General features: G+C 70.5%; 23 protein-coding genes and 1 pseudogene. 9 read left to right on the top strand and 15 right to left on the bottom strand.

What is annotated here, in order from left to right; all coding sequences use genetic code 11:
• Both ACZ7OH_RS47975 and ACZ7OH_RS47980 read left to right on the top strand, forming a co-directional pair.
• Nucleotides 1-381, top strand: a pseudogene (locus ACZ7OH_RS47975) (Crp/Fnr family transcriptional regulator); the annotation flags it as partial.
• A complete protein-coding gene (locus ACZ7OH_RS47980; protein ID WP_470287052.1) occupies nucleotides 378-1,394 on the top strand; it encodes a family 2 encapsulin nanocompartment cargo protein polyprenyl transferase in 1,017 nt (338 codons plus the stop codon). The pseudogene ACZ7OH_RS47975 and the gene ACZ7OH_RS47980, both read left to right, overlap by 4 nt.
• A 231-nt stretch (nucleotides 1,395-1,625) precedes the next feature.
• Here the strand turns inward: ACZ7OH_RS47980 and ACZ7OH_RS47985 are convergent, their stop codons facing one another.
• The gene (locus ACZ7OH_RS47985; RefSeq protein ID WP_470287053.1) at nucleotides 1,626-2,747 is read right to left on the bottom strand and encodes a CapA family protein; all 1,122 of its coding nucleotides are present in this window, start codon (nucleotides 2,745-2,747) and stop codon (nucleotides 1,626-1,628) included.
• A gap of 369 nt (nucleotides 2,748-3,116) precedes the next feature.
• Here ACZ7OH_RS47985 and ACZ7OH_RS47990 point away from each other — a divergent pair, with 369 nt between their 5' ends.
• The 5 genes from ACZ7OH_RS47990 (at nucleotide 3,117) to ACZ7OH_RS48010 (ending at nucleotide 8,541) form a co-directional block, all read left to right on the top strand.
• Nucleotides 3,117-4,091: a substrate-binding domain-containing protein gene (locus tag ACZ7OH_RS47990; protein ID WP_470287054.1), complete on the top strand. Its 975-nt coding sequence runs from the start codon at nucleotides 3,117-3,119 to the stop codon at nucleotides 4,089-4,091.
• Between the two features lie 62 nt (nucleotides 4,092-4,153).
• A complete protein-coding gene (locus ACZ7OH_RS47995) occupies nucleotides 4,154-5,692 on the top strand; it encodes a sugar ABC transporter ATP-binding protein (protein ID WP_470287055.1) in 1,539 nt (512 codons plus the stop codon).
• On the top strand, nucleotides 5,689-6,714 hold the full coding sequence (locus tag ACZ7OH_RS48000) for an ABC transporter permease (RefSeq protein ID WP_470287056.1): 1,026 nt from the start codon (nucleotides 5,689-5,691) through the stop codon (nucleotides 6,712-6,714). The genes ACZ7OH_RS47995 and ACZ7OH_RS48000 overlap by 4 nt, the downstream gene beginning before the upstream one ends.
• Before the next feature lie 2 nt (nucleotides 6,715-6,716).
• Nucleotides 6,717-7,385 (top strand): FadR/GntR family transcriptional regulator, encoded by a 669-nt coding sequence (locus ACZ7OH_RS48005; RefSeq protein WP_470287057.1) that lies wholly within the window; start codon nucleotides 6,717-6,719, stop codon nucleotides 7,383-7,385.
• 70 nt (nucleotides 7,386-7,455) lie between these two features.
• Nucleotides 7,456-8,541, top strand: coding sequence for a glycoside hydrolase family 88 protein (locus tag ACZ7OH_RS48010; protein ID WP_470287058.1), 1,086 nt, complete (start codon nucleotides 7,456-7,458; stop codon nucleotides 8,539-8,541).
• A 3-nt stretch (nucleotides 8,542-8,544) separates the two neighbouring features.
• Here ACZ7OH_RS48010 and ACZ7OH_RS48015 read toward each other — a convergent pair whose 3' ends face one another.
• The 11 genes from ACZ7OH_RS48015 to ACZ7OH_RS48065 all read right to left on the bottom strand — a co-directional run bounded on the left by ACZ7OH_RS48015 (nucleotide 8,545) and on the right by ACZ7OH_RS48065 (nucleotide 19,141).
• On the bottom strand, nucleotides 8,545-9,858 hold the full coding sequence (locus ACZ7OH_RS48015; RefSeq protein WP_470287059.1) for a DNA polymerase IV: 1,314 nt from the start codon (nucleotides 9,856-9,858) through the stop codon (nucleotides 8,545-8,547).
• Nucleotide 9,859: 1 nt separating this feature from the next.
• Complete coding sequence (locus ACZ7OH_RS48020; protein ID WP_470287060.1) at nucleotides 9,860-10,171, bottom strand: transcriptional regulator; 312 nt, start codon at nucleotides 10,169-10,171, stop codon at nucleotides 9,860-9,862.
• Nucleotides 10,168-10,788: a hypothetical protein gene (locus tag ACZ7OH_RS48025; RefSeq protein ID WP_470287061.1), complete on the bottom strand. Its 621-nt coding sequence runs from the start codon at nucleotides 10,786-10,788 to the stop codon at nucleotides 10,168-10,170. Before ACZ7OH_RS48025 ends, ACZ7OH_RS48020 begins: the two co-directional genes overlap by 4 nt.
• 57 nt (nucleotides 10,789-10,845) lie before the next feature.
• The gene (locus ACZ7OH_RS48030; protein WP_470287062.1) at nucleotides 10,846-11,577 is read right to left on the bottom strand and encodes an ABC transporter permease; all 732 of its coding nucleotides are present in this window, start codon (nucleotides 11,575-11,577) and stop codon (nucleotides 10,846-10,848) included.
• Nucleotides 11,574-12,473: an ABC transporter ATP-binding protein gene (locus ACZ7OH_RS48035; protein ID WP_470287063.1), complete on the bottom strand. Its 900-nt coding sequence runs from the start codon at nucleotides 12,471-12,473 to the stop codon at nucleotides 11,574-11,576. The genes ACZ7OH_RS48030 and ACZ7OH_RS48035 overlap by 4 nt, the downstream gene beginning before the upstream one ends.
• A 155-nt stretch (nucleotides 12,474-12,628) precedes the next feature.
• Nucleotides 12,629-14,209: an alpha/beta hydrolase gene (locus tag ACZ7OH_RS48040; RefSeq protein ID WP_470287064.1), complete on the bottom strand. Its 1,581-nt coding sequence runs from the start codon at nucleotides 14,207-14,209 to the stop codon at nucleotides 12,629-12,631.
• A gap of 210 nt (nucleotides 14,210-14,419) precedes the next feature.
• A complete protein-coding gene (locus ACZ7OH_RS48045; protein ID WP_470287065.1) occupies nucleotides 14,420-14,809 on the bottom strand; it encodes an effector-associated constant component EACC1 in 390 nt (129 codons plus the stop codon).
• A gap of 44 nt (nucleotides 14,810-14,853) precedes the next feature.
• On the bottom strand, nucleotides 14,854-16,572 hold the full coding sequence (locus ACZ7OH_RS48050) for an aminotransferase class V-fold PLP-dependent enzyme (RefSeq protein WP_470287066.1): 1,719 nt from the start codon (nucleotides 16,570-16,572) through the stop codon (nucleotides 14,854-14,856).
• On the bottom strand, nucleotides 16,569-17,336 hold the full coding sequence (locus ACZ7OH_RS48055; RefSeq protein WP_470287067.1) for an amino acid ABC transporter ATP-binding protein: 768 nt from the start codon (nucleotides 17,334-17,336) through the stop codon (nucleotides 16,569-16,571). The genes ACZ7OH_RS48050 and ACZ7OH_RS48055 overlap by 4 nt, the downstream gene beginning before the upstream one ends.
• Nucleotides 17,329-18,207 (bottom strand): amino acid ABC transporter permease, encoded by an 879-nt coding sequence (locus tag ACZ7OH_RS48060; protein WP_470287068.1) that lies wholly within the window; start codon nucleotides 18,205-18,207, stop codon nucleotides 17,329-17,331. The genes ACZ7OH_RS48055 and ACZ7OH_RS48060 overlap by 8 nt, the downstream gene beginning before the upstream one ends.
• On the bottom strand, nucleotides 18,194-19,141 hold the full coding sequence (locus tag ACZ7OH_RS48065) for an ABC transporter substrate-binding protein (RefSeq protein WP_470287069.1): 948 nt from the start codon (nucleotides 19,139-19,141) through the stop codon (nucleotides 18,194-18,196). The genes ACZ7OH_RS48060 and ACZ7OH_RS48065 overlap by 14 nt, the downstream gene beginning before the upstream one ends.
• 96 nt (nucleotides 19,142-19,237) lie before the next feature.
• Here ACZ7OH_RS48065 and ACZ7OH_RS48070 point away from each other — a divergent pair, with 96 nt between their 5' ends.
• Nucleotides 19,238-20,221 carry a Gfo/Idh/MocA family protein gene (locus ACZ7OH_RS48070; protein WP_470287070.1) on the top strand — a complete coding sequence of 328 codons (984 nt, stop codon included), beginning with the start codon at nucleotides 19,238-19,240 and terminating at the stop codon, nucleotides 20,219-20,221.
• A gap of 565 nt (nucleotides 20,222-20,786) precedes the next feature.
• Here the strand turns inward: ACZ7OH_RS48070 and ACZ7OH_RS48075 are convergent.
• Nucleotides 20,787-21,992, bottom strand: a complete 1,206-nt coding sequence (locus ACZ7OH_RS48075; protein WP_470287071.1) for a glycosyl hydrolase family 8 — start codon at nucleotides 21,990-21,992, stop codon at nucleotides 20,787-20,789.
• Between the two features lie 156 nt (nucleotides 21,993-22,148).
• Here ACZ7OH_RS48075 and ACZ7OH_RS48080 point away from each other — a divergent pair, with 156 nt between their 5' ends.
• Nucleotides 22,149-22,544: a TIGR03618 family F420-dependent PPOX class oxidoreductase gene (locus ACZ7OH_RS48080; protein ID WP_470287072.1), complete on the top strand. Its 396-nt coding sequence runs from the start codon at nucleotides 22,149-22,151 to the stop codon at nucleotides 22,542-22,544.
• Here the strand turns inward: ACZ7OH_RS48080 and ACZ7OH_RS48085 are convergent.
• Together ACZ7OH_RS48085 and ACZ7OH_RS48090 are read right to left on the bottom strand one after the other, a co-directional pair.
• On the bottom strand, nucleotides 22,541-23,083 hold the full coding sequence (locus ACZ7OH_RS48085; protein ID WP_470287073.1) for a TetR/AcrR family transcriptional regulator: 543 nt from the start codon (nucleotides 23,081-23,083) through the stop codon (nucleotides 22,541-22,543). The genes ACZ7OH_RS48080 and ACZ7OH_RS48085 overlap by 4 nt on opposite strands.
• On the bottom strand, nucleotides 23,083-24,627 hold the full coding sequence (locus tag ACZ7OH_RS48090) for an acyl-CoA synthetase (protein WP_470287074.1): 1,545 nt from the start codon (nucleotides 24,625-24,627) through the stop codon (nucleotides 23,083-23,085). The genes ACZ7OH_RS48085 and ACZ7OH_RS48090 overlap by 1 nt, the downstream gene beginning before the upstream one ends.
• Nucleotides 24,628-24,629 lie beyond the last annotated feature (2 nt).

The following is a 24,629-nucleotide window of genomic DNA, read 5'->3' on the forward strand; positions in this document are numbered from 1 at the left end:
TTCCTCGCCCACCCCCGCGCGATCGCCGCGTTCGGCCGCGAATGCACCCGCACCCGCGTCTACCCCGACACCACCCTCCTCGACGGCAAACGCGTCCTGGCCTGGCGTGGCGTGCCGATCCTGCCGTGCGACAAGATCCCGATCACCGACACCGGCACCACGTCGATCCTGGCGATGCGGACGGGCGAGGACGACGCCGGCGTGATCGGGCTCAGGCCGAAGTCCCTGCCGGACGAGTACCAGCCCGGGCTCAACGTCCGGTTCCTGGGCATCAACGACCGCGCGGTGACGTCCTATTTGGTCAGTGCCTACCACTCGGCCGCCGTGCTGGTGCCGGACGCGCTCGGCGTCCTGGACGACGTCGAGGTCGGCCGCTCATGACGACCATGGACTCCCGGACCGCCGCCCGGCCGCTCGCCGACGTCCTCGCGTGGAGCAAGAGCCTGGTCGATCCCGCGTTGCGCACGGCGGCCGACCGGCTGCCCGACGCGATGCGGCGGATCGCGGGCTACCACTTCGGGTGGGAGGACGCGCGCGGCGAGCCGTCGGCCGCGGACGGCGGCAAGGCGCTGCGGCCGGCGCTCGTGTTGCTGTGCGCGGAAGCGGCGGGCGGCGACCCCGCGGCCGCCGTGCCCGCCGCCGTCGCGGTCGAGCTGGTGCACAACTTTTCGTTGCTGCACGACGACGTCATGGACGGCGACACGACCCGCCGCCACCGGCCGACGGCCTGGACGGTGTTCGGCACCGGACCCGCGGTGCTCGCCGGCGACGCGTTGCTGAGCGTCGCGTTCGAGCAGCTTTCGCCGGAGGGCGCGAAGCTGTTGTCGCAGGGGGTGCTGGACCTGCTGGAAGGCCAGGCGGCCGACGTGGACTTCGAGCAGCGCGACGACGTGACGCCGGCGGAGTGCATCCGGATGGCGAACGGCAAGACGGCGGCGTTGATCGGAGCGGCGTGCCAGCTGGGCGCGCTGCTCGCGGGGCGGCCGGAGGCGGTGGCGCGGTTCGGGGAGTTCGGCCGCGCGGTCGGACTGGCGTTCCAGCACGTGGACGACCTGCTCGGCATCTGGGGCGACCCCGCGGAGACGGGCAAGCCGGTGTTTTCGGATTTGCAGAACCGCAAGAAGTCGCTGCCGGTGGTGACGGCGCTGTCATCGGGAACAGCGGCGGGCGCGGGGCTGGCGGAGTTGTACGTGGGGACGGACCCGTTCACCGACGCGGAGCTGTCCCGCGCGGCGGAGCTGGTCGACGAGGCGGGCGGCCGCCAGTGGAGCCAGGCTCAGGCAGCGGCTTTGGTGGCGAAGGGGTTGCGAGAGTTGGCGGCGGTCAACCCGGTGGCCCGGCCGGCGGCGGAGCTGGCGTCGTTGGCGCGGCTGATCACGACCCGCACGCACTAGGGAGGGTTGGCGGGCGGGCGGGTTGGGCGGGGCGGGCCGGCGGAGCGGCCGCGTTGGCTTGGCCGATCCCGACTCTCGCACCGGGGAGGGTGCGTGGGCGGGGTCGGCCGGGGCGGGTCGGCGGGGCAGCGCCACCCACTCCGCCGGATCGGCGGGCCGGCGGGCGGGGTTGTCGCAACCCGCCCGACCGCGCCGGGCCGGCGGGGCAGCGCCTGCTTCCCCGCCGGTCCCTCACTTCCCCGGTCGGGTCAAGCCGTCCTTGTCCGCCTTCAAGCTCAAAATGTTCCTGTCCGTGTCACCCAGCGCCTTCGTCACCTGCGCCGACGGTGGCGATGTCGACAAGTCCACCAAACGGATCGGCGCGTCCAGCTTGATCAGCGTCGGCACGTACTCCGCCTTGTCGACCTTCCACCGATCCCCCTCACGCACGAACCGGAACCGCGCCGCCGCGCCCTCTTCCGTGTCGCCGCGTGGGTCCGAATGGCGGGCCACGCTGTTGCCGAGCCCGTACGCCACCCACTTGTCGCCGATCTTCTCGAACGGCTGGACCACGTGCGCGTGGTGGCCGACGATCAGGTCGATGTCTTCCGACGCCAGGATCTTCTTGGCCTGCGACCGCTGCTCCGCCGTCGGGTCGTGCTGGTACTCCACGCCCCAGTGCAGGCTCGCGATCACCACCTGCGCCCCCGCCTCGCGCGCCTTGCGGGCCGCCGTCAGGATGTCGTCGACGTCGATCTGGTTGGCCAGCCACGGCTTGCCCGCCGGGACCTTGATGCCGTTGAACCCGAACGCGTACGACACCTGCGCGACCTTCACGCCGTGGACGTCCAGCACCAGCGGTTTCGCCGCCTCCGCGGCCGACCGCGCCGAACCTGTGTGCTTGACGCCGGTCTCGTCCAGCTTGTCCAGGGTCCGCTTAACGCCTTCCGCACCTTGGTCGATCGTGTGGTTGGACGACGTTGAGCAGGTGTCGTAGCCGGTTTCCTTGAGCGCGTCGGCGATCTCCGGCGGCGCGCTGAACGACGGGTACCCGCTGTACGGGCCGCCTTCCGGCGCCAACGGCGTCTCGAGGTGGCAGATCCCGAGGTCGGCGCCGGAGATCAGCGGCTTGATCCCCGCCAGCAGCGGCCGGTAGTCGATCTTGCCGCCGCCGTCGGCCTCGGCCTGCTCGGTCAGCGCCGGGTGGATCAGGACGTCGCCGGTCGCGACGACGCTGAAGGAGCCGTCCGGAGCAGCCGAAGACGACGGCGTTTCCGGGAAGGGCGTCGGCGCCGGACCGGACTGCGCCGGGCTGCTGCACCCGGCCATCAGGACGGCGACGCCGGCGAGCGCGGCGACGCGGAGCTTGGTCATCAGTCCCCCTCGCGGACGGTGTCCGGCCATCCTGCCAGCCAGGCGAAACCGACAGAGACGGCATCCCGGTCACCAAAAACTTCCACCACAGTCGACAACACCGATCAGAACATTCGCACAGGACAAAACCGGACAACGCGCAGGACAGCGCGGAAAAAATACGATAAATGGCCCTTGTTCATGCCACGATGCAACTACACAGAGTAGGTATCGCTCCGCTAACTGCGGCTTGACGCTCCACGAACGGGTGTTTTGTAATACCAGTCACTCGCGGCGCCCGCGCGCGCCACTCGACCCCCGGCCTCCTTGGGAGCAACGATGTCCCCACACTCGCACAGGCTGCGCGCCTGGAGCGCTGTTGGTTGTTGTTTGATTTCCGGTGTCCTGATGACCTCGTGCTCCTCGGGCAAAGACACCGCGGCCCCGCAGCAGTCGGCGCCCGCCAACGGCAAGATCACCCTCTACTACCTGCAGAAACAGGGTGACCAGCAGTACTTCGTGGAGCAGGCGCAAGGGGCCCAGGAGAAGGCGAAGGAACTCGGCGTCGAGCTCAAGGTCGTCAACCTCGGCCAGGACGCCAACAAGGCGATCACCGAGCTGGACGCCGCGGTCGCGCAGGGCGCGAACGGCGTCGCCATCGTCGTCCCCGACCAGGCCATCGGCCCGCAGGTCATCGACAAGGCCAAGAGCGCCGGCATCCCGCTGATCGCCTCCGACGACGTCATCAAGGACGGCACCGGCGCGAAGGCCCCGTTCGTCGGCTTCAACGGCAGCCAGATGGGCGACTCGGTCGGCACCGAGGCCGGGAAGCTGTTCAAGGCCGCCGGCTGGACCGCCGCCGACACCAAGATCATCAGCGCCTACAAGCAGGACCTGAGCGTCTGCACCGACCGCGTCACCGCCGCGAAGTCGGCCTTCGCCAAGGCCGCGGGCGCCGACGTCCCGGTCATCGAGGTCGGTACCGACAACTCCCCGGTCGACGCGCAGAACAAGTCCGGCGCGGTGATCGGCTCGAACCCCGGCGTCAAGCACTGGGTCGTCTGGGGCTGCAACGACGAGAACGAGACCGGCGTCGTCACCGCGCTGGCCAACTCCGGCGTGCAGGCGAACAACATCATCGGTGTCGGGCTCGGCGCGTACCTCGACTGCAAGGACTGGGCCGCGGGCAAGGACACCGGCAACAAGTCCGCGCTCTACATCTCCGGCGCCGAGGTCGGCCGCTCGGCGATCCAGGTGCTGGTCGACAAGGTGAAGAACGGCAAGGCGCTGCCCGCGGAGACGATTGCGAAGACCACGATCGTCAACAAGGACAACTACAAGCAGGCCGGCGTCAACTGCACCTGACCGAACTCCCGCGGGCGGTGCCGAGCGCACCGCCCGCGGGCTCCACCGCTCGAAGGGCGATCATGTCCAGCTCTCCTGCCGCGCTCGCCGTCGAGGGCATCGGCAAGCGCTTCTCCGGCGTCACCGCCCTCGACGACGTCTCGCTGGAGTTCCGCTCCGGCGAGGTGCTCGCGCTGATGGGCGAGAACGGCGCCGGGAAGTCGACGCTGCTGCGCGTCCTCTCCGGCGACCAGGGCCCCGACGACGGCCGGCTCCTCCTGGACGGCACCGAAGTCGCGTTCGAAACCCCGCGCGCGGCGATGGCCGCCGGGGTCCGCGTGATCTACCAGGAACCCGAGATCATCCCGCACGTTTCGGTGGCGGAGAACGTCTTCGTCGGCGAGCTCCCCGCGAAGGGGCGGGTGTTCAACCGCCGCACGCTCATGAAGGCCACGCACGACGCGCTCGTCGAGTACGGCTTCGAAGGCGTCCTCAACCCGGCCACGCTCGGCGTCGCCCTCTCCCCCGCGCAACGCCAGCTCGTCGAGATCCTGCGCGTGCTCACCGCGGCCACCCCGCCGAAGGTGATCGCCTTCGACGAGCCGACGTCGTCGCTGTCGGAGCACGAGGTCGAGGCGCTGTTCCGGCTGATCGGGCGGCTGCGCGACAGCGGCGTCGCGGTCGTCTACGTCTCGCACCGGATGAAGGAGATCTTCCAGCTCGCGGACCGCGTCGCCGTGCTGCGCGACGGCAAGCTCGTCGGCGTCCAGCAGGTCGCGGAGACCGACGAGCCCGGCCTGGTCCGGATGATGATCGGCCGCGACCTCTCGGCTCTCGAGCGCCGCGTCACGCAGGACACCGGTGACGTCGTGCTGAAGCTCGACGACGTCACGACCGACGACGTCACCGGCATCTCGCTGCAGGTCCGAGCGGGCGAGGTCGTCTGCGTGGCCGGGCTGGTCGGCGCGGGACGCTCCGAGCTGGCCCGCGCGATCGTCGGCGACCTGCCGATCCGGTCCGGGACCGTCACGCTCGACGGGAAGCGCCTGCGCGCGCACAACCCCGGTGACGCCGTGAAGGCGGGCATCGGCTTCGCGCCCGAAGAGCGCAAGACGGACGCGTTGCTCATGCAGCGGTCCGTACGCGACAACGTCTCCATCGCCGTCCTCGACCGCCTTCGCCGCTTCCGCGTGGTGAAGCGGGCGAAGGAACGCGCGCTCGTCCAGGAGTACATCAACGAGCTTCGCGTGCGGACGCCGTCGATGGAGCAGGAAGTCCGCAAGCTGTCCGGCGGCAACCAGCAGAAGGCGGTCCTCGCGCGCTGGCTCGCGCGGCGGCCGAAGCTGCTGATCCTCGACGAACCGACCCGCGGGGTCGACGTCGGCGCGAAGGCCGAGATCTACCGGATCATCGACGGCCTCGCCTCGGAAGGCATCGCGCTGCTGGTCATCTCGTCCGACCTGCCCGAGGTGCTGACGCTCGCCGACCGCATCCTCGTCATGCGAGCCGGGCGGCTGGCCGGCGAGCTCGGCCGCGAGGACGCGACCGAGGAAGCCGTGCTGACCCTCGCCATCCCCGAAACCGAACCAGCCGTGGAAGAAGCCCAGGAGATCGGCGCATGAGCACCCCCACCAAGGAAACGTCGGCCCCCGCCGCGCCGCCCCAGCCGTCGGCCGCGCGCCGGGTGCTGACCGGCATCGGCGTGCAGAACTCCAGCCTGATCATCACGCTGATCGCGTTGATCGTCCTGCTGAGCATCCTGAACGACAACTTCCTGCGCACCAACAACCTGCTGCTCATCGGCAGCGCGATCACCATCATGGGGCTGCTCGCCCTGGTCCAGACGCTGGTGATCATCCTGGGCGCGCTCGACATCTCGGTCGGCTCGATGGCCGGGCTCGCCTCGGTCATCTCCGCGATGGTGTTCACCTCGACCGGCAACGCCGAGGTCGGCATCCTCGCCGCGATCGGCATCGGCATCGTCTGCGGCCTGATCAACGGCATGATCATCATCTTCGGCCGGGTCAACCCGGTGGTCGCGACGCTGGCCATGCTCGCCACCTACAAGGGCGTCGCGCAGGTCATCTCGGACGGCAAGTCGCAGGGCTACACCGGCGGCGACGACCTGTTCATCTTCCTGGCCAAGGGATCCGTGCTGGGCCTGCCGTCGCTGGTGTGGGTGTTCCTGATCGTCGCGGCGCTGCTGCACTTCCTGCTGAAGTACACCGACATCGGCCGCAACGTCTACGCCATCGGCGGCAACGACACCGCCGCGCGGCTGGCCGGCATCAACATCAACCGGTACATCATCGGCGTGTACGCGCTGGCCGGCGTGGTCGCCGCGGTCGCGGGCATCCTGATCACCGCGCGCACCGGCTCGGGTCAGCCGGTGTCCGGGTCCGAGGGCCTGGAGCTGCAGGCCGTCACCGGCGCCGCGCTCGGCGGCACGATGCTCAAGGGCGGCCGAGGATCGATCATTTCGACGGTGCTCGCGGTGGTCATCCTGGGCGTGCTCGACAACGGCATGTCCGGGCTGGGCATCAACCCGTTCTGGCAGAACGTCGCCCACGGCGCCCTGCTCGTGATCGCGGTCGTGCTGCAGCAGCTGCGCAGCGGGGAGCGTCGCGTCGGCCTGCCCGAGTAGCGGTGGGCGCGCCGCGGAACCTCCACGCCCGGATCGTGGACGAACTGGGCAGGCTCATCGTCGAAGGCGTCCTCGGGGACGGGCAGCCGCTCGTCCCCGAGGAGCTCGGCCGGCGCTTCGCCGCGTCCCGGACGGTGGTGCGCGAAGCGCTGCGCGTGCTGGAGTCCAAGGGCATGGTCACCGCGCGGCCGCGGGTCGGCACGTGGACGCTGCCGCCCGACGCGTGGGACGCGATCGACCCGGACGTCATCGCCTGGCGCGTCAACGGGCCCGACCGGCCCCGGCACCTGCGTGAGCTGGCGGAGCTGCGGCTGGCGATCGAACCGCAGGCGGCGCGGATGGCCGCGCAGCACCGGCGCCCCGACGAGCTTTCGGCGATGGCCGCGGCCTACGAGCTGATGGCGGACGCCGTCGAGCGGGCCGACCCGGCCGCGTTCCGGGAGGCCGATTCGCGGTTCCACGCGGCGCTGATCCGCGCGTCCGGGAACGCGTTGATCGCGCAACTGCAAGTCCCGGTCGTGGCGGCGCTGCGGGCGCACGGCGAGCCGCTGGAGCTCGTCGCGCATTCCCGGGTGCTGACGCTGGTGCTCGCGAAGAACGCCGACGGCGCCGAGTCCGCGGCCCGCCGGCTGCTGGAAACCGTTGCGCCGTACCGCTCACCGGCACCTTGACACGTCCAGCGGGAAGCGCTTCACTCGCTGCGGATGACCGCCGCCATGACGTGCTGAGGAGGACGCTTCCATGCGTTTCCCGGGTATTCGTGGCTTTGGCGTGCTCGCGGCCGCCGCGGTGGCAGGCAGCCTGCTCTCCGCTCCGGCGGCCACCGCGGAGACCACCCCGGCCTGCCCGATCACCGGTCAGATGGTCGCCGCCGGCAACTACTGGGTGACCAACGGGACGAACCTAGCGGCGCCGGACTGGCAGAACGCGACGTTCCACGTCGGCAACCTGGCGCTGGTCCGGACCACCGGCCAGTCGAACCACAAGACGCTGCCGTGGGCGCAGGCCAACGGCTACCAGCTGCCGCTCGACCCGAAGCGGCCGTTCTTCCCGGACAACCAGGCCGCCGGCGAGGCGTACCTGGACCTCTACACCTACTTCCACCCGGAGATCTCGCTCGACTCGATCCGCACGCGCGTCAAGGACGAGGTCGCGTCGGTGCAGGCGGGGCACCGCGACTACTGGAACTACGTGGATGCGCTGAACATGGCGATGCCGTCGTTCGCGCGGATGAGCCTGATCGACCACGATCCGTCCTATTTGGACGCAATGGACAAGCTGTACCGGACGGCGGAACACAAGCTGTTCAACGAGTTCACCGGCCTGTGGTACCGCGACGAGCGGTTCAAGGGCTCGGGCGTGTTCTGGTCGCGCGGCAACGGCTGGGCGTTCGCGGCCCTGACGAAGGTGCTGCAGGTGCTCCCGGCGGACGACCCGCGGCGGCCGGAGTACCTGCGGGTGTTCAAGAAGATGGCGGCCACGCTGGCCCTGGTCCAGCGCCGGGACGGCTTCTGGAACGCCGACCTGCTGAACCCGTGGGACCACGGCGGCCCGGAGACGAGCGGCACGGCGTTCTTCACGTTCGGCATCGGCTGGGGCATCACGGCGGGCGTCCTGGACGCGTCGCGCTACCGCCCGGTGGTGGACAAGGCGTGGACGGCGCTGTCGACGAAGGCGTTGCAGGCCAACGGCTTGGTGGGTTACGTCCAGCCGGTGGGCGACCGCCCGGCGACGGCTCACGCGACCGACACGTCGGCGTTCGGCGTCGGCGCGTTCCTTCTCGCCGGCCAGGAAGTGGCGAAGCTGCAGGGCTGCTCGGCGGAGTAGGGCCTACTTCAGGCAATCCCCGGGGTCACCGCGGGTCAGGGCCGGGTCCGACTGGAGGAAGGTGCGCGCGACACCGGGACCGCTCGTCCGGTGCTCGAAGCGGACCGTCACCCGGCCGTGGCCCGCGCCTTGCACCCAGCCCGTTCCGTGTTCGGCGTGGACCACGTCGTCGCCCTGGCGCCACTCCGAAGGCGGGGCCCCCGCCGGCGCCGGGGCGGACGACACCACCGTCGACGTCGAAGGCACCGAAGGCGCCGCCAGGGTGAAGAGCGCGTCCTGGTGCGGCACCGACAATCCGCTGTACGCGACGCCGGCCAAGCGGATCCCGCCGAACTCCGCCGGGTCGAGCAGCAGCCGTTCCGCCACCGCCGACAGTTCCGCCAGGTCATCGGTCGGGGCCGAGATCGTCTCCGACCGGGTCACCGTGTGCATGTCCGTGTGCCGCAGCTTGATCACCACCGTGCGGGCCACCCGCTCGGCTTTGACCAGCCGCTTGTGCGCACCCACCGCGATCCGCCGCACCTCGGCACGCAGCGTCGCCAGGTCGATGATGTCCGTGTCGAACGTCGTTTCCGCGCTGACCTGCTTGGTCTCGCCGCGGTCGGCCACCGGGCGGTCGTCGAAGCCCGTCGCCAGGCGGCGCAGGTCGCGGCCGACCACCCCGCCCAGCGTCGCGACGGCGTCCTGTTCGGACAGTGCCGCCAGCTGCCCGAGCGTCTGGACGCCGATGAACCGCAGCTTCCCCTCGGCCACCGGCCCGATCCCCCACAGCGCGCGCACCGGCAGCGGCGCGAGGAACTCGCGTTCGGTGCCCTGCGGCACCACCAGCAGGCCGTCCGGTTTGGCCTCGTCGGAGGCGATCTTGGCGATCTGCTTGCCGTTGCCCGCGCCGATCGACGCCACCAGCCCCGTCTCCGCCCGGATCCGGGCCCGCAGTGATCCGCAGAACGCCGTGACGTCGTCGAAGGAGGCCCCGGCCAGCGAAGGTGGCTCGGCGAAGGCCTCGTCGAGGGAGATCTTCTCCAGCAGCGGCGCCACCGACGTGACGACGGCGAAGACCTCCTGGCTGAGCCGCTCGTAGACGCGGAACCGCGGCGGCACGATGACGCCGTTCGCCGGGAGCAGCCGCCGGGCCTGGGCCATCGGCATCGCCGACTTGATGCCGAACGCGCGTGACTCGTAGCTCGCGCCCGCGACGACGCCGCGGGGTCCGGTGCCGCCGACGAGCACCGGGCGCCCGGCCAGCGTCGGGCGGGTGAGCTGCTCGGCCGACGCGTAGAAGGCGTCCAGGTCGAGGTGGATCACCCAGCGGGCCACGTCAGTCCCCGCCGGTGGCGTCCAGCAGCTGGTGCAGCGCCTTGGTGTAGCTCTCGAACGCCGCCCGGCCGGCCGCGGTCAGCTTGACCAGCGTGACCGGCGTGCGGTGCTCGTAGGCCTTGGTGATCTCGACGTACTCGGCGTCCTCGAGCTTGCGCAGGTGCGTCGAAAGGTTGCCGGCCGTCATGTCCAGGAGCTGCTGCAGGCGCGGGAAGGTGATCTGGTCGCCAGTGTGCAGCCCGGCGAGCGCGACCGTGACCCGCAGCCGCGCCTGGGCGTGGATGACCGGGTCGAGCTGCGGCAGTTCGCTCATCGGCGCCCGGACTTCTCGCGCACGAAGTAGACGATCGCGCCGAGCAGGAACCCGCCGCCGCCGCAGATCGCGAGCACCAGGAAGTTCGCCGGAAACCCGACCAGCACGCTCAGCGCGGCCGACACGATCATCCACGCGCCCAGGCCGTACATCAGCTTGTCCTGCCAGAGCATGCCGCCGGCGAGGTACTGGACGCCGGTGAGCAGCAGCCAGGTGCCCGACCAGAACAGCGACACCTGGTCGGAGGACAGCGCGCCGAACTGCGTGACCCGGATGTCGACGACGGTCAGCCCGATCGTGGAGAGCGCCCAGCTGTAGCCGTACATCGCGCCGACGGTCTTCGACGGGCCTCGGATCCCCCGGCCGGCCCGCGCGCTCACGTAGGCGGTGTAGGTGATCGCGAGGACGAACAGCACCGCGACGAGCACCCCGCCGATCCAGCCGGGCACGCTCGCGGTCTGCGTCGCGAAGTAGGTGAAGCCCCAGCCGAGCAGCCAGGCGAAGGCCCACGCGGCGAGCATGCGCGCGGGGCCTCCGCCCAGTTCCCGGCGGTTGCGCCGGTTCTGCTGGGCGATCAGGTTCAGCGACTCCTCCGCCGACAACGGCTCGTCGTCCACCCTCTCCGCCCTTCGTCCGCGCAGACCCCTCAGTACTGCACGGAGGTTAACAAGCACTCACAACCTGGCCGTGTCCAGCCGGAACCGGCGCACGACCACCAGTGCCGGCACGACCAGCCAGCCCGCCAGCACCACCACCGCGAGGGCCATCCCGCCCGCGTGCACCAGCGGTTCGACCCCGAGCCTCCCGAGCCAGAACGTCGGGAAGAAGTGCGCCAGGGTGGCCATCCAGTCCGGCAGGGCCCACAGCGGGATCCACAGGCCGCCGAGCATGCCCAGCGGCATCATCAGCGCGCCGGTGACCGCGCCGACCGTGTCGCCCTTGCCGAACAGGCCGATGGCCAGGCCGAGCACGGCGAACGGGAGCACGCCCAGCCACAGCGACACCAGCACCAGGCCCCACTGGGCCGCCGTCATCTCGACGCCCATCGCCAAGCCCGCGACGAACAGCACCACGAGCACCGGCAGCGCCACGGCCATCGCCGAGATGACCTTGACGACCAGGTAGCCTGGGCCGCGCATCGGCGTCAGGCGCAGCTGGCGCTGCCAGCCGTCGGTGCGTTCCTGCGCCACCCGGGTGCCGGTGAACAGCGCGCCGCCGCTCGCGCCGTACGCGGCGAGGTTGATCATGGTCTGGACGTTCGACGCCAGCCCGTTCGGCGTGACGAACTTGCCGAAGATCGAGCCGAAGAGCAGGAACATCGCGAGCGGCATGCCGATGGTGAAGATCGTGAACTGGGGACTGCGGACGATCCGCTTGATCTCCAGGCTCAGGTAGGTGGTGTTCACGCGGCGGCCTCCTCGGCGGTCAGCGCCAGGAAGGCCTCTTCGAGCCCGAGCGCGGTGATTTCGATGTCGGACGCCCGCGGGAACTCCGCCAGCAGCGCCCGGATGGCGGCGTCGGAGTCGGCGCAGGCCAGCTCGGCGCGGCCGGCGCGCAGCTGGACGCTCGTGACGCCGGCGAGCCGCGCCAGGTCGGCTTCGGTGGCGCCCGGGACGGCGGCCTTGAGCACCCGCCCGGACACCGCGGCCCGGACCTCGGCGACCGGCCCGTCGGCGACGACCACGCCGTGGCGCATCAGCACGACGCGGTCGGCGTAGTCCTCGGCCTCGGCGAGGTAGTGCGTCGCGAACAGCACCGTCCGGCCGCCGGCGGCGAACTCGCGGATGGCCGCCCAGAACGCGCGCCGGCCGTCGACGTCCATCGCCGCGGTGGGCTCGTCGAGCACGAGCAGCTTCGGGTCGCCGGCCAGCGCGAGGGCGAACCGGACGCGCTGGCGTTCGCCGCCGGACAGCTTGCCGCAGCGGCGTTTCACGAGGTGCTCCAGGCCCGCGCGGGCGATCACCTCGCTTGCCGGCAGCGGGTTCGCATGCGTCGAGACGATCAGGTCGACGATCTCGCCGACCGTGGCGTCGCCCAGCAGCGCGCCGTTCTGCATCATGGCGCCGACGAGCCCCCGGTCGACGGCCTCGCGCGGGCTGCCGCCCTCGACGGTGACGGCTCCCGCGTCCGGCTTGGTCAGCCCGAGCAGCATGTCGACGGTGGTCGACTTGCCCGCGCCGTTCGGCCCGAGCAGCGCGACGACCTCCCCGCGGGCGACTTCGACGGACACCCCGTCGACGGCGGTGACCCCACCGAACCGTTTGGTCAGGCCCCGCAGTGCGAACGCCGGTCCCCCAGTCATGGCGTCCCTCCCTTCTCCAACTTTGAACCGCAAACTCGACTCGCACTTTGTAACACAAAGTCCGCGCAGGTTCAAAGCCCCCGGCGTGGGAAAGCGAAAAAGACGGGGTGCCGGGCACTGGGCCCGACACCCCGTCCAGGAGTGGTTTTCGCAGGTCAGCCGGTGAACCGCCCGGACACGAGACCCTGCGTGGCCGCGATGTCGGACTTGGCCGCGGTCGGCGCCGGGGGCGTCGGCTGCGGCAGCGGGGCGCACTCGACGTCGGCCGTGCGGCCCGGCTTGCGGGCAGGCAGCGCGCCCGTCGCCAGGTAGTCGGCGATCTTGTTGTCGACGCACGCGTTGCCGCGCGGAGTGATCGCGTGGCTGGTGCCGCCCGGCTCCGCGATCAGCGAAGCGCCCGGGAAGCGGCTGCGGATCTCGAGGCTGCCCGGGTACGGCGTCGCCGCGTCGAGCGTCTCGTCGATCATCAGGACGCTCTGCACACCCTTGCCGTCGACGTCGGTCGGCTTGCCGGCCTTGGCGGGCCAGTAGAGGCACGGCGCGTTGAACCAGGCGTTCTGCCAGGTGAAGTACGGCGCCTTGGCGAAGGTCCGCCAGTTGTCGCGCTTCCACTGGTTCCAGCTCTGCGGCCACTGGACGTCGGTGCACTGGACGGCGAGGTAGACGGCGTACCCGTTGTCGTCGCCGCGGCCGCCGAAGGCCTCGAACAGCGTCTTCCAGTTCTGCCAGTCGCCCTTGTTGACGAACCGGGACAGCGCGTCACCCAGCAGCGTCCACCGCAGCTGGTAGTAGCTCGCCTGCTGGATGACGTCGAGGATCTCGTCCGGGCCGATCACGCCGCCCGCGGGGTTGAAGGACGTCTTCAGCAGCTGCTCGTTCACGACGCGCTGCACCGCGGCCTGGGTCTTGCCGAGGTGGTAGACGTCGTCGTGCTGGGCGAGCCAGCCGAACCAGATGAGGATGTTCTTGTCGAAGGCGACGTCCTGGTTGAGGTTGTCGCCGTACCAGACACCGCGCGGGTCGACGGTCGAGTCGAGGACCATCCGGCGCACGTTCTTCGGGTAGAGCGTGCCGTAGACCTGGCCGAGGTAGGTGCCGTAGGAGTAGCCGTAGAAGTTCAGCTGCTTCTGCCCGAGCGCCTGGCGGATGGAGTCCATGTCCTTGACCGTGTCGGTCGTCTTCATGTTCTCCAGCAGGGCCTTCGGGTTGTTCTTCGCGCAGGCCTCGGCGTAGCCCTTCGAGCGGGCGAGCCAGGTCTTCTCCAGCTGCGGGGTGAACGGCGCGTACACCGGCCGGTTGTAGTCCATGTAGTTCGGGTCGCAGCTCAGCGCGGGCTTGCTCGAGCCGACGCCGCGCGGGTCGAAGCCGATCCAGTCGTAGGCGTCCCCGGCGTGGTTGGGCACGCGCGGTCCGCGGGTGGCCAGCAGCAGGCCGGAACCGCCGGGGCCACCGGGGTTCGTCAGCATGACGCCCTGGTACTGCGCGTCGGGGACCTTGTGCTTGACGCGGTCGACGGCGAGCTGGATCTGCCCGCCACGCGGCTTCGAGTAGTCGAGCGGCACGCTCAGGAACCCGCATTCGGCACCGGCGGCGACGAGCGTGGGATTGGTGCACGGCCCCCAGGCGATCGTCCCGGCGGCCGGCGCGGGCGCCGGTGCGGCGGTCGCGGCCGGCGCGGCCACGAGCGCGGACGCCACCGCGGCGGCGGCGACCGCGGCGAGAACGGTACGTCTCACTGTTTCATCCCTTTCCCCTGCGACTTCGGGCTGGTGAACCCTAGACCCGGTCCCGGTCGTGGGGGCAGGGCAAACGGGCTGGCGGCCGCGAATGCCCTACGAAAGGCGGAAACCGGATGCACCGGACGTCCGAGCAGGTCGAGGAAGGCGCTTTCACGGTGCGGCCTGCTGGACCGACGCCAAGACCGGCTGGCGGTGCCCGATCGGTGTCTACCCGGCTCCCTGAGCGTGCCGCTGGACGAACGCCTCGATCAGCTGCTGCCGCTCCGCTGTCGTCGCGCGTTCCAGTTCCACCGTGTCGCCGTCGATCGTGACCTTGATCTTGTGCTTGCCCGCCTGGCGGCCCAGCCACTCCTTCAGCGTCTCCACCAAGCCCGGGAACACGCCACCCGCCGCGCTGAACGCCACCAGCAGCGAACCCACCGTCACCGGGTCCGCCGCCTTCGCGCCCGCCGGGGCCTCCGCCGGCAGCGCGCGCAAGTCGACGTCCAGCTCGCCCAGCTCCGCGCGCAACCGGCGGGCGAGGCGGTCCAGCTCCTCCTCGTCGGCGTCCGGCGCCTCGATGCTGAGCACCGCGCACCGAGTGTCCGGTTCGGTCATGCGCGCCATGGTGCGCTCCTCCGGCGATCGTGGGCAAGGCCCGATCAGGCACGGATTTCGTTGAGGTAGTTGTAGATCGTGTACCGCGTGACGTCGAGGCGGCCGGCCAGGTGGTCGACCGCGTCCTTGATCAGGAAATAACCGGCTTCGTCGAGCTCCCGGACCACGGCCGCCTTGTGCCGCTTCTTCATCAGGTCCACCGGGATCCCCGCCTTCGTCACCGCGCGGTCGACGAGGAACCGTTGCAGGCTGTCGACGTCCGGTGGGAAAGTCTCCGGCTCGCCGTTGCCGCTTGCCGAAGCCGACGCGTCGACGCTGTTCACGCACAGGCAGCCGACCGCGACCCCGTCGGCGTCGCGCAGGAACAGCGTCGACGACCGGATCGCGCGGCCGTCCGGGCCGTGCGTGCGGTAGTTCGTCAGGTCCTGGGTCGTGCCGCGGCGGACCAGGCCCAGCAGCAGGTCGGTCATCGGGCCGCCGACGCTGCGGCCGGTCAGGTCGCCCGCGATCGCGACGATCGAGTCCGGCAGCCGGCTCAGGTCGTGCAGCAGCACCTCGTTGCCCGGCCCGAGCATCGCCGCGAGACCCGGGATCGCCGGCACCAGCGCCGTCAGCACCTCGTGCGTCGTCGCGCCCGCGGCCGGGACGACCAGCGGCTCGCGCGGCTCGGTCAGGGTTTCCAACGCGGACCGCAGCAGGTCCGCGGCGGCCGCCGGGGTAGAGGCGTGCGGCGACAGCCGGACGTGCTCGGGCCGCACGGTCGCCGCGATCCCCGCGTTCGCCAGCGCCGCCCCGACCTGCTCGGCCGGGTGGCCGGGCAGCGTGAACGCCAGGATTCCCGCCCGCCGTTCACGAGCCGAGACGACCTCGGCGCCGCAGGACGCGAGCACCTCTTCGAACGCGCCCAGCCGCTCGGCGATCCGCGCCGCGATGGCACCGACCCCGGCGTCCTCGACCAGTTCGAGGGCCTCGGCGAACGCGCCGGACGTGATCGGGCTCAGGTTGGAGATCGACCAGGCCTGCGCGGTCGCGTCCGGCGGGTGGATCTCGTCGTCGAACAGTCCGGGGTCGCGCGCGCCGGTCCAGCCCGACAGCACCGGGTCCATCCGCTCCAAGGCGCGGTCGGACAGCACCGCGAAGCCGGTTCCCCAGCCCGCGCGCAGCCACTTCTGCCCGCCGACGACCAGGACGTCGGCGACCTCCCACGGCTCCTCGACCACGCCGAAGCCCTGGATGCCGTCGACGACCAGCAGCCGGTCGCCCACGACTTCGCGCAGGGCCGCGAGGTCGGCGCGGAAGCCGGTGCGGAAGTCGACCGCGCTGACGCTGACCGTCGTGATCTCCGGCGTCAGCGCTTCGGCGACGCGCTCGGGCGTCACGTAACCGCTGGTCAGCCGGCGGACGCGCAGGCGTCCGGCCTGTTCGGCGCGCGCCCACGGGTAGGTGTTGGCGGGGAACTCCGCGGCCGACACCAGCACCTCGCCGGAGCTGTGGAACGCGGCTTGGAACAGCCCGAGGCTGGTGTTGGGCAGCAGCACGGTGTGGTCGGTGTCCGAACCGGACAGCCGCGCGGCGGCGGCCTTGGCCCGGATCTCCTGCCGCATCAGTTCGTCCACAGTGGACGGCCCGGCGGTGGTGGCCTGGTCGAGCAGGGCGGCCGTGGTGTCGAGCACCGCGTGCGACGGTGGGCCGAACCGGGCGAAGTCGAGGTAGCCGGCGGGCTCGTCGAACTGGAGCAGGTACCGGGGCGAAATCCGCGTCACGCGAGGATCCTCGCCAGGAACTGCCGGGTGCGCTCGTGCTTCGGCGTGCTCAGCACCTCCGACGGCGGTCCCGTCTCGACAACCGCGCCGTCGGCCAGGAACACCACCTCGTCGGCGGCCTCCGCGGCGAAGCTCATCTCGTGCGTCACGACGACCATCGTCATCCCCTCCCCCGCCAACGTACTCATCACTTCCAGCACCTCCCCGACCAGCTCCGGGTCGAGCGCCGACGTCGGCTCGTCGAACAGCATCAGCTTGGGTTTCATCGCCAGCGACCGCGCGATCGCCACGCGCTGCTGTTGCCCACCGGACAGCTGTGCCGGGTAGGCGTCGGCGCGGTGCGCGAGCCCGACGCGGTCGAGCAGCGCGAGCCCCTGCTTGCGGGCTTCGTCCGGTTTGACCCCGAGCACCCGGATCGGCCCCTCGACGACGTTCTCCAGCGCGGTGCGGTGCGCGAACAGGTTGAACCGCTGGAACACCATGCCGATGTCCCGGCGCTGCCGCGCCACCTCGCGTTCGCGCAGCTCGTACAGCTTCCCGCCGCGCTGCCGGAAGCCGATCGGCTCGCCGTCGACCCAGATCTGGCCGGCGTCGATCGTCTCCAGGTGGTTGATGCAGCGCAGGAACGTGCTCTTCCCGGCGCCGGACGGGCCGAGCAGGCAGACGACCTGTCCCTTGTGGACGTCCAGGTCGATGCCGCCGAGGACTTCGGTGTGGCCGTAGGACTTCTTGACACCGACCGCGCGCAACAGGGGCTCAGACACGGGCACTCCTCACCAGCGGCACCCCGCGCAACGCCTTGCCCGCGCGGGCAAGCGGGCCGCGGTCGGCCTGCCCGAACGAGCGTTCCAGGTAGTGCTGGCCGACGCCGGCGACGGTCACCACGACCATGTACCAGACGGCCGCGGCCAGCAGCGTCTCCATCACCAGCAGGTTGTTGGACGAGATGTTGTTGGCCGCGTGGATCAGCTCGGTCACGCCGATCACCGACGCCATCGACGTCCCCTTGAGCATGTTGATGAAGTCGTTGCCGGTCGGCGGGATGATCACGCGCATGGCCTGCGGCAGGACGACCCGGCGCAGCGTCGCGGCCGGCGTCATGCCGATCGACTTCGCCGCCTCGGTCTGGCCGCTGTCCACACTGTTCAGCCCGGCCCGGACGATTTCGGCCATGTACGCGCTTTCGTTGAGCGCCAGGCCGAGGAACGCGGCGGTGAACGCGCTGATCAGCACGTTCGTCTGCTCGTGGACCAGGAACGGGATGTCGATCACCGGGAAGACGAGCGCCAGGTTGTACCAGAGGAGGATCTGCAGCAGCACCGGAAGCCCGCGGAAGATCCAGATGTAGCCGGCGGCGAACCACCGCGCGACCGGGTTGGCGCTGCGGCGCAGCAGGGCGATGACGATGCCGAGCACGATCGCGACGGCCTGGGACAGCACCGCCAGCACGACGGTGTTGAGCAGGCCGGTCGCCATCACCTTGTAGAAGACGAAGTCCGGGACCTGGTTCCACGCGATCTGCGCGTTGCCGAGGGCGATGCCCAGCAGCACGAGCAGGGCCAGGATGATCACCGCGGCGACCCACCGGCCCCAGTGGCGGAGCCGGACGATCGGGAGCGGTTCAGGACCCGCCATTGACCGCGGCCTCCTTGATCGCGCCCTGCTCGACGCCCCAGGCCTGCAGGATCTTGCCGTAGGTGCCGTCGGCGATCAGGGCCTGCAGCGCCTTCTGGACGGCGTCGCGCAGCGGCGTGTTCTGCTTGTTGACGCCGATGCCGTACGGCCCGCCCTCGATCGGCTCGCCCGGGACGACCTCGAAGAACTTGCCGTCGCCTGCCGTCCGCGAGATGTAGACGGCGCTGGGCAGGTCATTGAGGATCGCGGCGACCCGGCCGGTGCGCAGCTGGTTCTGGTTCTGGTTGTCGCTGTCGGTCGCGGTGACGGTGAGCGCGGGCTTGCCGGCCTGCGTGCACTTGGTGCTCTGCGCTTCGGCGAACTTCTGGTGGCTGGTGCCCTGCACGACGGCGACGTTCTTGCCGCAGAGGGTGTCGGGGCCGGTGATGCCGTCCGGGTTGCCCTTGCGGATCATGATCGTGATGCCCGAGGTGAAGTAGTCGACGAAGTCGATCTGCGCCTGGCGGGCCTTGGTGTCGTTCATGCCGGCCATGGTCAGGTCGATGCGGCCGGACTGGAGGCTGGTGATGAGCGAGCCGAACGCCATGTCCTGGTGGGTCACGGGGACGCCGAGCTTGGCGGCGATGGCCTTGGCGAGGTCGACCTCGTAGCCGATCGGGGTCTTGCCGTCGGCGGCGTAGAAGTTGTTGGGCGCGGACTGCAGGTTCGACGCCAGGTGCAGCCCCGCCTGCTTGACGTTGTCCGGCAGAGCCGCGTTGAGCTGGGCGTCCTTCTGCACGCCCTGGACGATGGCGGCGGTGTCCGGGATGCCGGAGGCGGGCGCGCCGGCGGCCTGCGACGTCCCGCCCGCGCCGTCCGGACCACCACCGCAGGCCGTCACGAGGACGGCCAGGCTCGCGAGCAGCACTGCCTGTGCAGCACGACAACGGGACATAACGGACCTCCACTGTTCGGCTGGCCGGAACGCTACAACTCGTTGTTGAAGAGGTCAACTGGCTGTTGAAATCCAATTCGGTGCTAGCTTCGCGGCATGAGCCTGCGGATCGGCGTCCTGGGGGCGGCTCGCATCGCCCCCGCTGCCCTGGTCAAGCCCGCATCTTCGCACTCTTCCGTCGCGGTGACGGCGGTCGCGGCGCGCTCCCTCGAGCGAGCGCAAGCGTTTGCGACCAAGCACGGCATCGCCGCTGCTTACGGGTCTTACGAAGAGTTGCTGGCGGATCCGGAGATCGACGCGGTGTACAACCCGCTGCCGAACGGCCTCCACGGCAAGTGGACGCGGGCGGCGCTGGAGGCGGGCAAGCACGTGCTGTGCGAGAAGCCGTTCACGGCGAACGCCTCGGAAGCCCGCGAGATCGCGGCGCTGGCTTCCGCGTCGGACCGCGTCGTGATGGAGGCGTTCCACTACCGCTACCACCCGCTGGCGCTGCGGGTCGAGGAGATCGTGGCGTCGGGCGAGCTGGGAAAGCTGGAGCGGGTGGAGACGGCAGTGTGCTTCCCGCTGCCGAAGTTCTCCGACATCAGGTACGACTACGCCCTGGCGGGCGGCGCGACGATGGACGCCGGGTGCTACGCGGTCCACATGGCCCGGCTGTTCGGCGGCGAGACGCCTTCGGTGGTCTCGGCGTCCGCGAAGCTGCGGTCGCCCCGGGTCGACCGCGCGATGACGGCGGAGCTGGCGTACCCGTCGGGTCACACGGGCCGGGTGACGTGCTCGATGTGGTCGTCGTCGGTGCTCCGGATCAGCGCCGCGGTGACCGGTTCACGCGGGTCGATCCGGGTGGTCAACCCGTTGATGCCGCAGGCGTACCACCGGTTCACGGTCCGGACCGAAGGCGCGCGGCGCACGGAGAAGTTCCCCCGCCGGGCAACGTATGAGTACCAGCTGGACGCGTTCGCGGCGGCGGTGTTGGAAGGAGCACCGGTGAAGACGTCGGCGGCGGACGCGGTGGAGACGATGACGGTGATCGACGAGATCTACCGGGCCGCCGGGCTGCCGGTACGCGAACCGAGCTGAGCCCGGACGTCGGCGAGCGCGAAGCCGAGGAGGTTGAGGCCCCGCCACGCGCGGGGCTTGTCGGCCCGCGGATCGTTCGCCGCGCCCGGTCGACTGGCCGGGGATCCGGGCGAGCAGCCCCCATTTCCACGCTAGCGCGGGACACCGACAGTTTTGCGGCGTCGCCCGAGCGCGCAAGCTTCGGGGCCGGCGGTGCGCCCCGACCTCTCGGCGAGCCCCGCACAGGGGAAATCCACTCCCTTTGGCCGAACCCGCACTCGACCGCACCTCGGCAACCCCGACATCAGCCTCGGCGTTGTGGACAAGTCAGGTCACCTCGCCCGGCAACTTCGAGAACTGTCGGTGGTCTCCGCTAGCGTGGAAACGGGGGCTGCTGCCGATCGGATCGTGCCGCGCTCAGCCTCCGTGCCGCAGATCAGCGGCCCATGCGCCGGAACCGCTTTCCCGCGTCGAGCGCGCGGGTCAGCTCCTCGACGCTGCGCGGGTGACCGGTCATGCTGCCAGTCTCACGCACGGACCGGCCGCCACGCACCCGAAATACCGTGCGAGGCGGCCGGTTCGCGAACTACGCGGCCACGTAGTTGCCGCTCAGGATCAGCAACACCTGGATCGTGATGCCCGTCCCGTAGTAGTCCGTCGCGTCCGGGGACCAGGTCGAGATCGCCGTCCACAGCTTGTCCAGCCACGCCTGGCTGCCCGCGTCCGTCATCGCCGCCACCGCGAACGGCGCCGTGAAGCACGGGTGCTGGCCGCTCTCCGTCTTCGACCCCGACAGCGAATAGCCGCTCTGGATCTTGGCCGGGTCGCCGCCCGTCGCCGACTTGATCCACGTGTTCATCTTGCGGACCTGCGCCGTCGCCGCGCTGCCGGAAACGGAGATCGCGTCCACGCCCAGGCGCCACGGGTCGCGGCACGCGTTCCAGCTGTACTTGCCGTCGTTCGGCCCCTCGAGGAAGTTCGACGGCGCCGGCTTGGGCGTCGAGTTCGTGTTCACCACGAAGTCCGGCAGCAGGGCCGTGTTCGGCGCGTAAGACGACTGCAGCTGGCTCACCGCCGTCTCCGAGCGGGTCCGCACCTGGTCCCAGAAGCTGTCGCCGGTCGCCGCGGCGAACGCGCGCAGGTGGCCCGGCATCCAGTCCGACGAACGCGAGCTGTTCTTGTACTGCGCGTCGTTGCCCCAGTCGCCGAGCAGCGTGAACTTCGTGGTGCCGTTGACCTCGCTCTTCTTGATCGCGTTGATGATCCGGACGGCCTCGGCCTGGTAGTTGACCGAGCCGGTGCTGCCCCACTTCTTGTCCGCGATGAGCAGTCCGTAGGCGATTTCGAGGTCGCCGTCGGTGGCGGAGTCGCTGCCGTTGACGCTCTTGCAGTTCGAATCCTGCTCGGCCGCGTGCAGGTCCTTGTTGTTGACCGACGGGTGCGCCTTCACGAACTTCAGGATCCCGTCGACGATCGCGCGGGCCTGCGGGTCCTTCTCGGCCATCATCGCCGAGATCGTCATGCCGTACCCCTCGCCCTCGGCGACGAAGGAGTGGTCGGCGTCCTTGGACAGCACGGCGTAGGTGCCGCTGCCGCACTTGGTCGTCAGGAAGTTCTTCTTCCAGAAGTCGTAGTACTTCTGGAGCGCGGCGTCCTGCGTGGCCTGCGAGACGGACGGCCGCAGGGTCCCCGGCACGTACGGCGTGCCGGCCGCGGAGGCGGTCGTGGGCACGCTCAGCAGCCCGGCGGCCAGCGCGACCGAAGCCACCACCGCCCGGACGATCTTCTTCATCGCTCCTCCGTAAAGACATCGTTGGCTGCGGCGACGGCGATGTGAGCGTGACAGAAGGTTCAAGACGAGGTCAAGACTGTTAGGAAACTTTCTTTACTATGACCGTGAGTGGTCCCGCACCCCGCCGAGGCACCCGGACGGACTAGCGTGGACCCCATGAAGATCGACGACCGCGGCCCCGGCTTCCGCGCGTTCTGGACCGAGCGCCGGCTGGCCACCCTCACCACGGTCCGGCCGGACGGCACCCCCCACGTCGTCGCGGTCGGCGTGACCGTGGACTTCGAGACCGGACTCGCGCGCGTGATCACCTTCGGCACGTCCGTCAAGGCCCGGATGATCCGCTCCGCCGGCGCCGAGGGCGTGCCCGTCGCGGTCTGCCAGCTCGAAGGCCCGAAGTGGTCCACTTTGGAGGGACGCGCGGTGCTGCGCGACGACCCGGAGTCCGTCCGGGACGCGGAAAACCGCTACGCCGCCCGCTACCGGCAGCCCAAGCCGAACCCGCAGCGCGTGGTCCTGGAGATCACGGTGACGCGGATTCTCGGCAACGCCTAGCACGCGCGGGCGTGCACCAGCCGCGTGTACTCCGCCAGCAGCGTCGCCAGTTCGCTGTGCTCCCCCGCCGACGCGAGCTGCTGGTGGCCCACCAGCATCGCCATGCCCAGCGACGTCAGCGTCCGCGCGAGGTCGCCGTCGCCGACGATGCCCTTGACTGCCGTCCCGACCGTCCGCAGCCGTGCGGAGTCGACGCGTTTCTGTGCCGCCCGCACGGTTTCGTCGTTAGCCGCCCACGCGCGGATGGCGGCCTCGGCCTCGTGCGGCAGCCCGAGCGTCAGGTCCATCAGCGCGGCAAAGTCCGCCGATGGGCCGCCCGTGCCGAAGTTCCGCTCCCGCAGGATGAGCACCTGACGGTTCTCCCAGTGCTCGAGGAGCCGCTCCACGAACCCCGGCCAGCCGCCGAAGTGGTGGTAGAACGACCCGCTCGTGACGCCGAGGGCGCGGCACAGCCGGCCAACGTTCAGCTCGGTGAACCCGTGCTCCGCCAGCAACTCCAGCGCGGCCTCGAAGTACGCCTGCCGCGTCACCGCCGGCATCAGACGTTCCGGTCCCGGTCCCGCCAGTACGGCTCGCGCAGTGAACGCTTGAGGATCTTGCCGGTCGCGTTGCGCGGCAACGCTTCCACGACGTCGACGCTGCGCGGGCACTTGTAGTGGGCCAGCCGCTGGCGGCAGAACTCCATCAGCTTGTCGGCGTCGAGCTGGTCGCCGGCGACGACGGCCTTGACCTGCTCGCCCCACCGGTCGTCCGGCACGCCGATCACGGCCACCTCGGTGACGCCGGGGAACTCCGCGACGACGCGCTCGACCTCGGGCGAGTAGACGTTCTCGCCGCCGGTGATGATCATGTCCTTGACACGGTCTTCGAGGAACAAGAAGCCTCCGTCGTCGAGGCGCCCGACGTCGCCGGTGCGCACCCAGCCGTCCACAATGGTCTCCGCCGTGGCCTCCGGCTTGCCGAGGTAGCCGGCCATCCGCTGCTCGGTGCGGATCCAGACTTCACCGATTTCGCCGTCTTCCTGAGTGACGGGGTCGACGATCCGGATGTCCACACCGGACAGTGCGGTGCCCGCCGACGCCAGCCGTTCGGGGCGCGTGGTGTCCCGGTGGGCTTCCGGGTCCAGTGCGGTGACCGCGCCGGACAGCTCGGTCATGCCGTAGACCTGCGCGAACCGGACGTCCGGCCAGGCCGCGAGCACGGTACGCAGCAACGGGAGCGGCATCGGTGAGGCGCCGTAGCAGAGGTACTTCAGCCGTGAGAACGCGTTGAGCGCGGCCTCGCCGGCTTGCGCGATCCCGGCGACCACCGCGGGCACGAGGAAAGCGTGCGTGATCCCGGCCTGGAGCGCGGCGAACAATGACGCCGCGTCGGGCTCGCGCGTCAGGTAGGACGGTTCGCCGTAGAGGAACCCGGAAACGGCGTAGCAGCTGCCGCCGACGTGGAACAGCGGCATCGCGACGAGGTTGACGTCGCCGGGCCCGATCGGGAACGCCGTGCCGGCGGCGAGGCCGTGCGCGATGACGCTGCGGTGGGTCAGCACCGCGCCCTTGGGGAACCCGGTGGTGCCGCTGGTGTACATGATCAGGACGCCGTCGTCTTCGTCCAGGTCGGACGCGGTGTGCGGCGCCGCGCTGGTCAGGAAGGCTTCGTACTCGTCGTGCTCCCCGCCGACGACGATCACGCGTTCCAAGGCGGGCAGCCGGTCGCGGATGGCGTCGAGCGCGGGTACCAGTTCGGCGCCGACGAAGACGACCTTCGCGCCGGCGTCCTTGAGGACGTAGGCGAGTTCGTCGCCGGAGAGCCGCCAGTTGACCACGGCGTCGGCGGCACCGACCCCGGCGGCCGCGAAAGTCGTTTCCAGGCAGGCGGGGTGGTTCTTGTCGACGAAGGCGACGCGGTCGCCCTTGCCGACCCCGGCGGCGGTCAGCGCGCCCGAAAGCCGCCGGACGCGCTCGTCGAACTCCGCCCAGGTCCACTGCCGGTCGCCGAAGATCAGTGCCGTGTCTCCGGAGCGTTCGCGCGCCCAGTGCGCCAGGAGCTCGCCGAACAACCGGACCCGGGGGCGAACGTCTTCGGGCATGG

This window comes from Amycolatopsis sp. NPDC114478, from assembly GCF_055633805.1.